Genomic DNA, 13,165 nt, shown 5'->3' on the forward strand with positions numbered 1-13,165 from the left:
TTTGTACTAATGAAATTCTTTAATTCCAGCACAAATTTTGAGTCAGTTCTTAAAAAATATTTTTCTTTTAAGAACGAAACTCTTTCTTTAGAACCCTTTGCAGAGTTTCTGGAGACCATAAAAGAGGCGGACTTTACAGATGTGCTTAATTTCTTCAGAAGCAATCCTGATTTTGCTCAGAACTTTAAATATTACATTCATAATATTTTTAGAGGAAGACCTTTCAACCTTTCCCTTACAGAAGCGAATATTCTTTCAGAAAATGCCTTTTTACCTGAGCTTAAAAAAAGAATACTGAACAAGGTTCTGCCACCCGTTGAAAACGAAAATACGGTTTGGTACATGATCGATAATGTCAGTATGTGGCCGAAAAAAGATTTGAAATATCTCCATAATCTTCCTGAAAACGAGATCAATGAATTTTTACATTTATTGGGAGCATCGGATTTTATTATCCGTCCTAATGTGAAAAAAGAACTTATATTCTCTATGAACATCCTTTCCTGGAGGGTAACCGGAATGGCGATGGAAGTGGAAGTAGTGAGAATGGCACCTCAATACAGAAATTTAGACAATCCCTTTCTGGCTCTACAGAATGAGCTGGAGACATTGGCAGATGATCTTGTAAAAGATCCGGAAGTACAGCTGCATTCAAAAGACAGCAGATATAAGCAGATAAAAATCTACGCAGAACAATGCCAGGAGTTTGTGAATATTGCTTTTAAAAATTCCGCTAAATATGGTATTTCAGGAAAGATTAATCAATCCCTGTTAAAAATCCGTCAGCAGACAGAAAGAATTTATGAGATCGTACAATTACTGGTAATTGATTCCGAAGAAGATGTTCAGATCAAATCAAAACAGCTGATCTTTAATATCCTGAGCTATAAATCCCATAAAAATAACATTTCAGATCTTATCAACGACAGTACAAGGCTGATCTCCCATCTTATTACCAACCATACTGCAGAAGCCGGAACTCACTATATAACTTCTAACCGGAAAGAGTATATGACCATGTTCTACAAGGCAAGCGGCGGTGGAATAATTGTAGGAGCGCTCTGTGTTCTGAAAATGCTGTATGGATATATTCCCGGAAGTGATTTTTCACACGCTTTCCTATACTCCATGAACTATGCAATGGGATTCGTGATGATCTATCTGATGGGTTTTACCCTTGCTACAAAACAGCCGGCCATGACTGCCGCTACGATGACAAAAGTATTATCCGAAGAGGGGAATGCCCAAAGAAATAATACAGAATTTGCCCATTTGGTATCTAAATTATTCAGAAGTCAGTTCATTGCCTTTGTAGGGAATGTGTTGCTTGCTTTTCCGGTAGCGCTTGCCATTATTTATGGACTGGATGTCTTTTTCTCACAAAATCTTGCCGTTGAACGTTCTGATAAATTGTTAAAAGACCTCGATCCTTTTAAATCAAAAGCTATCCTGCACGCAAGTATTGCCGGATTCTATCTCTTTATTTCCGGAATTATTTCGGGAAATATCGGGAACAACTCGGTATTTTATCAGATCCCGGAAAGAATTGCCAAAAACCTTTCAATCAGAAGCTTTTTCGGAAAGAAATTCGCAAAAGGACTTTCAAAATATTATGCTAAAAACTGGCCGGGAATTATTTCCAATTTCTGGTTTGGAGTTTTCCTTGGAGCAACTGCACCTGTCGGAATGTTTTTCGGGCTGGATCTGGATATCAGACACATTACCTTTGCCGCCGGAAACTTTGCATTAGGACTGTACGGAAAAGATTTTTCAGTAGATTCCTATACATTCTGGATATCCTTTTTTACCGTCTTTTTAATCGGATTCTTCAACTTCCTGGTAAGTTTTAGTTTATCCATGTTTTTGGCCTTCAGGTCAAGAAAAATGAACTTTGGGCAGGTAAGTGAAATCTATAAAGAGATTTTCAGATACTTTACGAAACATCCGCTGAAATTCTTCCTGCCGCTTAGCTCAGGTCTGGACAAGAAAGCAGACGATTTGATGAGCAGTACCATTTCTAATAAATCAGAAGAACATTAATATCATAAAAAATGCTACCCCAGGGTAGCATTTTTCTATTGTTATAGCTATTAAAGACAAATAGGAAGTAATGGGCATTTTGTCGGCAATGTTGTCCAATAAGCACATTCGTTTTCATTAGCGCAGCTTACAGCACAGCAGATCTGTCCAACGCCTCCTCCCTGTATTGTTTTTAAAGTTTTTCTTGTCAGTTTTTTTGATGCAATTGATTTTTTCATGAGATTAATTTTTTTTGTATGATAAATATATCAATAATATTGAATGATAATGTAAAACGATATCAAAAAAACTATAAAATCTGTAAATCTTTAAATTTATCTGCCCCAAATTTGTCCTGGAACTTTTTAAGATAAAAGCTTTTACGCATCGTAAAATCATGTTTCAGTAAAGGAGAATCAATTTTAATGATAATACATTCTTTTTCTATATTGACACTTCTGATTTCATTGAAAAGACTTTCATCAAGATACTCTTCAAGGAAGTCCTTGATGTCAAAAGCAACAAGTTTATGTTCAAAACCATAAATCCTGGCAAAAGATTTTACCAGTTCGGAGGATTGATATTCACGTTTTTTCTTCTTCATAGTTGGGGCTCGGGATTGCGTGATTCGGGTTTGGTGTTTCGGGATTCAGGATGGAGTTTAGAATGATAAGTTAAGATAAAAAATACTATGATATATATAAATCGGCTTAAATATTTTTTTAACTAAACTTCAAAAATGATACTTTCCTCATTAATTTTCTTCACAACACTTTCCGTACGCTCTCTGTGAGTATCTGTAATGAAAATCTGTCCGAAACTTTCCTTGTTGACAAGTTCAATCAATTGCGAAACTCTGGTATCATCAAGCTTATCGAAAATATCATCAAGCAACAGGATAGGAGTCTTTTTGGTGAGCTCTTTTACAAGACTCATCTGAGCCAGTTTTAAAGAGATCAGGAACGATTTCTGCTGTCCCTGAGATCCGATTTTTTTGATTAACACATCATCCATTTCAAAAAGAAGATCATCCTTATGGATTCCTTTTGAAGTATACGTGAGCATACGGTCTCTCTCAAGGCTTTCCCTTAAAAGATTGTCAAAAGAATCCTCCAATAGGTGAGATTCGTAAATAACAGATACCGTTTCTTTGCCACCGGAAATAATACGATAGAAATTCTGAACAATTGGATTGAGCTGTTCTACAAATTCTTTTCTTTTCTTAAATATTTTTGTTCCGGATCTGGTGATCGGATCATCATAGATTTCCAGAGAATCTTTGTCCCAGGTTCTGTTTTTTGCAAAATATTTCAGTAACGCATTTCGCTGCTGAATGGTCTTCTGATACTGAATAAGATCAAAAAGATATTCAGAATCCGTCTGAGAGATCATTGCATCCAGAAACTTTCGTCTGCTTTCCCCGGAATCCGAAATAAGATTAGAATCATAAGGCGAGATCATAACACTTGGAAGATAACCGATATGATCAGCAAGCCTGTCGTAGTTTTTATCATTCTTTTTGATGACCTTTTTAGCTTCCTTAGGCTGGGTAATTCTGATGATATCTTCGCTGTCGTCATTCTGAATTTCCGCGTCAATGGTAAAAAAGTCTTCCTCCTGTTTAATATTGTTAAGGTCCGTATTTCCTAAAAAGCTTTTTCCTACGGATAAATAATGCAAAGCATCCAGAATATTAGTTTTCCCAACGCCGTTATTACCTACAAAACAGTTGATTTGCGGAGAGAATTCAAATTTTTTCTCAGAGTGGTTTTTGAAATTATAGAGGGAAAGCTTTTTGATAATCATTCGTCAAAAATACTTCATTATTAGTAAAAATAAAAAGGGAAGTGCCGAACAAGTTTCCACCCCGAAAGAATAATAAGCGTCATCTCTTTTATTTTCAGAGAAATAGATGAGAATATAAGTTGTGATACTGGCCATAAAAAAAGCAAGCGCATATTCCAAATCAAGATAAAAAGCAGAAATGATACTGCTGATGAAAACAAGTGCATAAGCAATGTACTTGGTATTTTGTACCCCAATCAGCATAGGAAAGGTTTTTACGGTATCGCTGTTCATATCACGGATATCAAAAGGAAGAACAAGTGCGGTGATAAAGAAAAAGCTGATCAGAAAAATAGGAATACTAAATTCAGGAAGGGTAAGCCAGCAATTAACCAATGCCCATACTAATCCTACGTAAAAAACTTTCAGTAAGGGAATTTTCCGGATATAAACATCAAGAAAAAAACTATTGTAAAGCAATCCCAATATGACAATGATAAACCATTTAAGCAGTCTTATTTCATTGTGATTATGAATGATTAAAAAAGCACAGACAATTCCTGCTGCTGCATTGAGAACAAGTATTTTTAAAAAGTGCCTGGTATATTGGTATTTAGTATACAGATAACCACTGAAATAAGTGATGAAAATAAGTGCAAAGGTAGGGAAACGGAATGTGTTTTGCTCTTTCATGAAAAATACTGCAAAAAGAGTTCCCATAAGAGAGACATAAAGCTGGCTGTCTATAACGGTTTTTTTCAGTATTTTTAAGATGTTCATTTATCAAAATTAATATATATGAAAAGATTTTCCAAGATTTTTCTGCTTTTGCTTGTAATGCTGAGCTTTTCAACGGTATCCGCACAGAAATATTACGATACCCAATGGAAAAAAGTGGCTGAAAATAGTTCAAAAGGAGCTTATAAATCTAATCTTCCCATTATTTTAGACATACAAAAACAAGCCATGAAAGAAAATAATGCCTTCGAGCTGATCCGTTCTCTGAAAGCGGAATTCAGTATTGTAAACCAAACTGTTGACGATGACCAGAATGATGCTGCTTCTCAGTTTTTTAAAAAACTTAAAGAGGCAGAAGGAAAAATAAACGGAGAAGGTAAACTGGTGTACAAAGTTCTGCTGAATGGCTTTTTTATGGATTATTATCAACAGAATTCATGGAAAATAAACGGAAGAACCAATATCAACTCTCAGGATGTTTCGCAGATTGAAACCTGGAGTAAACTTGATTTTAAAAATTACCTGACTAAAAATTTTCAGGAGCTTGATCAGGAAAAACCTGAAATGAGAAAGATCTCGTTGGAAAAGTATAAGAATATCTTTTCAGAGACAGGAGACTTTGCCTATTTTCCGACATTGGCGGATTGGTATGCCGTTAAAAAAATAACGTTTCTATCTGAAAACAACATTTTTACCAAAAATGAGTTGACAGCCAACCGTACAGCAATCAATGCAATGTATGATGAACTGATCGAACAGAATACGGGAAATCCAAAGTTGTATTTCATGAAAGAAAAGATAACGGAAAACTGTAATTTCAATCATTGCAAGGATAAACTTCAGCAGCTTCAGAATCTTTTGAAATCCAATGTAGAGGGAGATTATAAAGTGGTTATTATGGGAGACATCATGGATGAGCTTGTGGGTAAGAAGCCTAAAGAAGCTCTTGCATTAGCGGCACAGGCAAAAAGTGATTATCCGAAATCTGCTTTCCTGGAGAATATTAAAAGTAAAGAAGCCCAGATTGTCAATCCTTATCTGACTTTAAAATATGAATCCCAGACCCAGAATGATCTGCCGGTTCATTTTGTTGCGCAGTATAAGAATGTATCAGAATTTACCCTGAATATTTACGAAGTAAAGGATGATTTTACATCACTCCTTCAATACGTTCAGAATTCTTATTCCAATACTTTCGGAAATCTGAAAAAGAATCTGGTAAGAAAAGAAACATTCCAGCTTCCGGATCCAAAGGATTATCAGAATCATACCACTTCACTCGAAGTAAAACCTTTTCCATCAGGAATATATGTAGCAGAATTTACGGTGGCGGGAGCAGATATGAAAGATACAGACTCCAGACATAATTTATATTTTCTGGTTTCCGGAAACAGAATTATTTATCAGTCCAAAACAGACAGAAACCCTCTTTCGGATGAATTGAAACTGGTTAATAGCGAGAATGGTAAGCCTTTGGCTAATGAAAGTCTTCGGTTTTATGAATTTGTTTCTAATACAACATTAAATAAGATTGAAGGAACAACCAATGCCAACGGAGTATTTAAGTTTCCTTCCACAGACAGTAAAGAATATTACAGAACTTTCCTGATCCAGCAGCCTAAAACCAATGATTTCCAGATCATGCAGGTGTATGGAAACAGAGGATTTGTTGAAGATTACAATCCTAACAAACAAACCCGTTCAACTGCCCAGATCTTTATTGACCGAGGAATCTACCGTCCCGGACAGACTGTTTATTTTAAGGTGGTGAATACCAGAATGAATAAGGAAGTTGAAGCTGTTCTTTCAGGATTGAAACAAAAAATAACGTTATTGAACACCAATAGTGAAGAGGTTTCTTCCCAGGAATTTACCACCAATGAATTCGGTTCTTATCACGGAAGTTTCATTCTTCCGAAAGGAAAACTGAACGGTAACTTTTATCTGAGAATAGAAGGGGAAAGCACGGGATATAAAAATTTCAGGGTAGAAGAATACAAAAGACCAAAATTTGAAGTAACCTTTGCTCCTGTTAAAGAGGAATACAAATATGGCCAGACAATAGAACTGAAAGGAAAAGCTGTTATGTTTTCCGGTGTTCCGCTGAGTAATACGGCCGTAAACTATGAAATCAAAAAACAGAATATCCGATGGAGATATTTCAGCTGGTATCCGCAGAATGATGATAATGAAAACTCGATTCTGGGCGAAGCAAAAACCAATGAAAAAGGAGAGTTTACGATTCGTTTGGAACTTAAAAAAGATGAAAAGCTGGAAGGAATACAGATTGATAACTATGCAGTGAATGCATCTGTTACAGATATCAATGGAGAAACACAGACGGCTGATACCCAATTGAAAGTGGCTTCTGTTTCTCATTACATTCAGGCAGAAAATATCAGCAATACTTTTACAGACGAAAATGTAAAAGTAAAGGTGGAAACCAAAAATTATAACGATCAGAATCTAAAGAAACCTTATCAGGTTAAGTTATCGAAGCTGACTGCTCCGGACAGGATCTTCAGAGATAATTTCAAATCTGATATTCAGAATCTTCCGAAATATTCAAAAGAAGAATTTATCAGCAAATTTCCACATGATCTTTTTGATAAAAACGATGAGATGAAAAACTGGAAAACCGAAAAAGTACTGATTGAAAGACAGCAGCAGCCTTCCGCTGATAATTCTCAGGCAGCAACCAGTCTTGATTTAGGAAAACTGGAAGCAGGGGATTATCAACTTGAACTTTTCAATATTGAAGGAAAAGATACTATCAAAACTTCACAGTATTTCAGTGTCTGGGATAAAACAGCTTTAAAACCCAATCAGAAAACTTTCCTTACAGTGATTGCTCCGAAAGAAGAATTGCCAAGAGGTGAAAAAGCTAAAGTTTATGTGTTCTCGGCAATTCCTGATGCACTGGTGAATGTTTTTGTGCAGGATGGATCCGGAAAAACCGTTTCCGAAGTTCATCAGATGAAAAAGGGAATATTAGAATACACGGCTGAAATTCCTAAAGATAAAAGTGTTTCGGATCTTAACCTTCAGTTTCAGCTGGTAGCATTTAATGATGTGAATACACAATCTGTTTCTTTAAAAATAAAAGACACAGAAAAACCTTTGAAAATAGAAACCATTACTTTCAGAGATAAGCTGGAACCTAACGTTAAAGAAAAATGGACGGTAAAAGTAACCGGAAATGACAAGGAAAAGATCAATGCTGAAGTATTGGCCAATATGTATGACATGTCTCTGGATCAGTTTGCAGCGAACAGTTACAGCTGGAGGAAATTGTATACACCATTTGTAATGGTAACTTCTTATGGAATAAGAAATTTTCTGGAACAGCAAAGCTATTATAAAAGATTAAGATATTTTGAAGACAGATATGTGCAGATGCCACAGTTTAATTGGTTTGATGGAAATTATTATTCAATTTCAAGAGAAACCATTGTAGGAGTTAGCAATCAGGAAGGAATTGCACTACCCCCATCACCAATTGCTGGTGCCAAATTTAAAACAGCAAGATCTGCCGTGGCAAAAGAAGCTGTGGTATTGAATGATAGTGCGATTGATCTCCTTGATTCAGGAAGACAATTGACGGAAGAGGAGAGAAAAAGATATACAGACGTTCCTGGCTCTGTTGATGTAGAGAAAGACTTGGATAAAGTAGCTGTCCGCCAGAATCTGAATGAAACTGCATTCTTCTATCCGGATTTGAAAACCGATTCAGAAGGAAATGTCAACTTCGTGTTCACCTCTCCGGAAGCATTGACCAAGTGGAAACTGATGTTCCTTGCCCACACCAAAGATGCAAGAGCAGCTACGTTGGAAAAAGAAGTGGTAACGCAGAAAGAATTCTCAGTAACGCCAAACTATCCTAGATTCCTGAGAGAAGGAGACGAGTTGAATCTACAGTCGAAGTTATCCAATCTTACCGATAAAAAATTGAATGGTTCTGCCGAATTACAGATTCTGGATGCCTTTACCAATGAAAATATTTCTTCGAAGTTTGGGGTCACTTCCGGAGTACAAAACTTCAATCTTAATGAAAACGGAAGCAGTGCGTTAACATGGAAATTAAAGGTTCCGGATGATGTTTCTTCTGTTATTTTCAAAGTGGTGGCCAAAGCGGGAGCTTATTCTGACGGAGAACAGCAAGCCATTGCTGTATTGCCTAACAGAATGCTTGTGACGGATGCTGTTCCGGTTTTTGTGAAAGAAGGCGAAACCAAAACATTTGTATTAGATAATCTTAAAAATAATAGATCCACAACGGCTTCCAATGTTTCCAATACGTTGGAACTGACAACCAATCCGATCTGGGAGATCATGTTTGCCCTTCCAAGTCTGAAAAATGACCAGAATAACTCTGCAGACGTAATCTTTAACAAATGGTTTGCAGATGTTTTGGCTTCGGAAATTTTCAAAGCCAATCCGAAAATGAAAACAGTTTTTGAAGAATATCAGAACAAAGGGCTATTACAATCAAATCTGGAAAAAAATCAGGAGTTGAAACAGTTGCTGCTTGAAGAAACTCCGTGGGTGCTGGAAAGTAAAAATGAGGGTGAGCAGATGCAGAAATTAGCGTTGTTATTTGATGTCAATACGATGAAAAATTCTATCAATCAGGATTGGGATGATTTCAAAAAACTACAGAATCCTGATGGTGGCTTCTCATGGTATCCCGGCTATCCAAGTTCTTACGGAACGTCATTGTATATCCTTAAAAACTTAGGAAAAATTAATTCATGGTTAAAAGATAATGTGAAGGATTATCAAAATGTAGATCAAAAAGTACTTGTTGCTAAATTGATCCAGTATGTAGATAATGAGGTGAATAAATATTTTGATGCAAAAAAAGGAAATGTCTGGAACAACTGGACGATGGATTATCTTGATACCAGAAACTACTGGGAGCAGCAATATCCTTTAAAAGGAAAAGGAGCTACCCTGAAAACGCTGGTAAAGCAAAAAGCCAAGACAGCTAAGATCACAGATTTTACATTCTTCGGACTTCACCGTGCGGCATTATTGATGAACGATTATGGTCTGAAAGAGGTGTCAGATAAGTTAATGACTTACTTTAAAGAAACTTCCACAGATACCAAAACACAAGGAGTCTACTGGAAACAAAACCTGAATGATTGGGGATGGTTTGGTTCAAAAGTAGTTAACCATGCCGGAGCACTGGAAGCTTTCAACAAATTGAAAGCTAATGATCAATCTTTTATTGAAGATATCAAGATATGGCTGGTAACCCAAAAAGAAGTCAACTCATGGGGAAGCTCAAGAGGAACAGCTGAGGTGATCTTTACCATTTTGAATTCAGGAAAATCATGGACTGGGGCTGAAAGTGATAAAGCAACAATTGTTTGGGGAGGAAAAGAACTGGCTCCTCAGACACAGGCAACTGGTTATGTAAAATCAACCGTGAAACCGGAAGCTATAGATAAAAATTTAGCGACCGTAACGGTTACAAAACCTGGTCCCGGAATTGTTCAGGGAGGATTGTTCTGGCAGTATTACGAAGATCTCGATAAAATCAAATCTTCTGAAAATTATATTTCTGTAACGAAAGAACTGTATAAAAAAGTGAAAACGGTAAACGGAGAAGAGCTTCAGAAAATTTCAACAGAAACCCCACTGAAAGTAGGAGATAAAGTAACCGTAAGGATGATTCTGAATACAGACAGAGCCATGGAATTTATTCATATTAAAGATATGCGTGCAGCAGGGTTCGAACCTGCAGATGTATTATCCGGATATCAATGGAAAAATAATGTGGGCTACTATCAGTCAACCAAAGATGCTTCTACCAATTTCTATATTCAGTATATGCCGAAAGGAAAATATGTATTTGAATATGACGTCGTTGCCAATGCATCTGGTAGGTTCTCCAACGGAATTACCACCATGCAGAATTATTACGCACCACAGATGAATGCCCATACAAAAGGAACTAATGTGGCGATTTCAGACTAAATTATAAAAAACTGCAGTAATTGTTACTGCAGTTTTTTGTTTATAATTTCAAGCAAAATAGAATAAAATCGAAAAATCAAACAATTGTTTAATTTGGAATGGTTTTTGGAATTAAGGTAATATCAATTAAAAAAATTATTAAAAGATGAAATTCTCTAAAACTTTAATTACAGGATTGGTATTGATGGCCGGAGTAAATGCTTTTGCACAAAAGAAAGCAGAAAAGTTTGAAAAACTACAGATTGAAATGTTCCCGAAAGCAAAAGAAGGTTATAAACAAGTATATATTCAGCTTCCTGTAGCAAAAAACGAAAACGATTTAAAAGTTGAGCTTTTTGTAGGTGCTGAAAAAATGTTAGACTGTAACAATTATTTCTTAATGGGAGAAATGAAAACCCAGGATCTTCAGGGATGGGGATACAACTATTATGAAGTAGAATCCAAAGGAGAAACAGCGGGAACGCTGATGGCTTGTCTGGATAAAAAACTGACTAAAAAGTTTGTTACCCTAAAGCCTGAAATTGTAAGATACAACAGTAAACTTCCATTGGTATTCTATGTACCGAAAGACATTGAAGTCCGTTACAGAATTTTACGTCCTGATGCTGCCATGAAAAAAGCAGTTCAAAAATAAATCAGCTTATTATAATTATATAGAAAACTCCTCACAGCGATGTGGGGAGTTTTCGTTTTTTTCAGGGTAAAATAATTCGTCATGTCTTTGCTAAGTGAAACGCCCTTGCGAACGAATTCAAAGCTATCAACAATGCTTTTGCGAAGACTGCGTTGTACTTTTGGTTTCGGCTGAAGCCAATTGAAGTTTTGTTTTTTATTAAACGGGCTAAAGCCCGTTCCTATTAAATATTGTTTTTCACAGATTTTATAGATTAAGAAATTTATTATACAAGCCTATCCATCCAGTTTGTCATTCCGAAGGAATCCAAATTCCAAATTCAGAATGATTTTTTTCAGAAAATGTTCTTTTCTTCCTTTGTTTCCTGAAAAAAGTGTCGTAAAAATAATACAGAAAAAGTAGAGTTAAAATTTTTTTCAGGTTTTCTAGTATTTAATTAATATTTAAACGACTCCGACAAAACTTTATTTTATAAGGTTTTAAACTTAAACATATTTTAAACTTACTTTAAATTCACCATCTTGTAGAATTATCTTTAAAGATTTTAATAATTTTTGCATTATATTTGTTGTAAACATAAACCATGAAAAACAATTTATTGATTTTTACGTTTAGTTTTTTTGCTTTCCCCGCTTTTGGCTGGGCACAGTCTGCGCCGGATTTTAAAGAACTTCTGGATAGTGCTATGGTTCGGGACTCGAACCTTAAAATGCAGATTACCCAAAATAAGCTTACCGATCTTGACGAGCACAAACTGAAGGATATCTTTCTTCCAACCCTGGAATTGAGCGGTCAGGCCGGTTATCTTAACGGAACAGCAAGACTGACGTCCCCGGAATTCAATCTCGCTCCCTTTATCAATATTCCCGAAGGGACTTTCAACAATAATTTCAATGTATCCGGATTTTCAGGTATTGCCAAGGCAGATGCCAAAATGCTGCTGTATTCAGGAGGAAAGGTGAAGTACATGAAAAAAGCGGTGGAAGAAAAGAAAAAGTCTGAAGATATCCTTCTGGAAAAAACAAAAGATGAGGTGATTGCCACCATTTCCAAAGCCTATGATCAGTTAGCATTGATTCATCAGTCTAAAAAGGTTCTGGATGAAAGTAAAAAAAGATTGGATATCAACCGAAAAACAGCTGATAAAGCGCTTGGCTATGGTTTGATAACGCCTTATGACCATAAGAAAATTGAACTCGCCCAGGCTACTCTGGATGCTAAAATGGTAGAATATGAAGGGAAAAAAGAACTTCTTCTTACCCAGCTTTATATTTTGACAGGGATTCAAAGAGAAAGGCTCAGAATGATTGATCCTGTATTATCTCCTGTAGAATTGCTGGCTGCAGAAAAAGGGATTGAACAGAGAGCAGAAATCCGTGCACTGGAACATGGAATCAGTGCGGCAGACTATAAAATAAAAGCAGAAAGAACGTGGATGATTCCTAAAGTACAACTGATGGCTTCCGCCTATTATATCGGATTGTACGGGAATAGAATAAAATCTTCGGAAAATGTAATCCCTGCTGTGCCAATTCTTGGATATGAAGGGAAAAAGCTGGACTGGAGACCTAATAACATCAATGTATTTCCATTGATTACTGCAGGGGTTGGTTTTAAATGGGAAATTTTTGACGGGAAAGAAGGAAAACATGCTGAAGAAACCGCCAAAGTCGGAAAAGAAGTATTGCAAAATCAGAAAGATGACGCTTTGAAAAAGCTGACATTGAATCTTGCCAATAATCAAACCAATTATGATATTGCTTCTGCACAAATTGCCCTGAAAGCCAAAGAAAAAGAACTGGCAAAAAATGCACTCGTACAGGCAGAAAAAGAATTCAGGTACGGAATGAGCAAATCTTCACAGCTTATTGATGCCGAAAATGATCTTGAAGTTGCAGAACTGGAATATCAGAATGCCATTTTCAACCAGAGAAGAGCGGGGATAGAACTGATGAGATCTACCCAGGAACTGGATATCACCAAATTTTATTTAATCCCTTAAAA

General features: G+C 36.2%; 8 protein-coding genes. 4 read left to right on the forward strand and 4 right to left on the reverse strand.

From position 1 onward, the window contains the following. Nucleotides 1–9: 9 nt before the first annotated feature. Nucleotides 10–2,040: a recombinase gene (locus AB1278_RS08585; RefSeq protein WP_202839364.1), complete on the forward strand. Its 2,031-nt coding sequence runs from the start codon at nucleotides 10–12 to the stop codon at nucleotides 2,038–2,040. Nucleotides 2,041–2,090: 50 nt separating this feature from the next. Here the strand turns inward: AB1278_RS08585 and AB1278_RS08590 are convergent, their stop codons facing one another. The 4 genes from AB1278_RS08590 to AB1278_RS08605 all read right to left on the reverse strand — a co-directional run bounded on the left by AB1278_RS08590 (nucleotide 2,091) and on the right by AB1278_RS08605 (nucleotide 4,584). After that, nucleotides 2,091–2,258 (reverse strand): hypothetical protein, encoded by a 168-nt coding sequence (locus AB1278_RS08590; RefSeq protein WP_157885754.1) that lies wholly within the window; start codon nucleotides 2,256–2,258, stop codon nucleotides 2,091–2,093. Nucleotides 2,259–2,329: 71 nt separating this feature from the next. Then, on the reverse strand, nucleotides 2,330–2,623 hold the full coding sequence (locus tag AB1278_RS08595; protein WP_202839365.1) for a hypothetical protein: 294 nt from the start codon (nucleotides 2,621–2,623) through the stop codon (nucleotides 2,330–2,332). Between the two features lie 122 nt (nucleotides 2,624–2,745). After that, on the reverse strand, nucleotides 2,746–3,825 hold the full coding sequence (gene recF, locus AB1278_RS08600; RefSeq protein WP_110010520.1) for a DNA replication/repair protein RecF: 1,080 nt from the start codon (nucleotides 3,823–3,825) through the stop codon (nucleotides 2,746–2,748). Between the two features lie 3 nt (nucleotides 3,826–3,828). Further along, entirely contained in the window at nucleotides 3,829–4,584 is a 756-nt protein-coding gene (locus tag AB1278_RS08605) for a hypothetical protein (protein ID WP_202839367.1), read from the reverse strand. Nucleotides 4,585–4,602: 18 nt separating this feature from the next. Here AB1278_RS08605 and AB1278_RS08610 point away from each other — a divergent pair, with 18 nt between their 5' ends. The 3 genes from AB1278_RS08610 to AB1278_RS08620 all read left to right on the forward strand — a co-directional run bounded on the left by AB1278_RS08610 (nucleotide 4,603) and on the right by AB1278_RS08620 (nucleotide 13,163). Continuing rightward, nucleotides 4,603–10,527: an alpha-2-macroglobulin family protein gene (locus AB1278_RS08610; RefSeq protein ID WP_429813731.1), complete on the forward strand. Its 5,925-nt coding sequence runs from the start codon at nucleotides 4,603–4,605 to the stop codon at nucleotides 10,525–10,527. A 145-nt stretch (nucleotides 10,528–10,672) separates the two neighbouring features. Continuing rightward, the gene (eco, locus tag AB1278_RS08615; RefSeq protein WP_110010523.1) at nucleotides 10,673–11,161 is read left to right on the forward strand and encodes a serine protease inhibitor ecotin; all 489 of its coding nucleotides are present in this window, start codon (nucleotides 10,673–10,675) and stop codon (nucleotides 11,159–11,161) included. 583 nt (nucleotides 11,162–11,744) lie between these two features. Beyond that, on the forward strand, nucleotides 11,745–13,163 hold the full coding sequence (locus AB1278_RS08620; protein ID WP_343639008.1) for a TolC family protein: 1,419 nt from the start codon (nucleotides 11,745–11,747) through the stop codon (nucleotides 13,161–13,163). Nucleotides 13,164–13,165 lie beyond the last annotated feature (2 nt).

The organism is Chryseobacterium sp. NRRL B-14798 (assembly GCF_050470705.1).
Lineage (GTDB): Bacteria > Bacteroidota > Bacteroidia > Flavobacteriales > Weeksellaceae > Chryseobacterium > Chryseobacterium cupriresistens.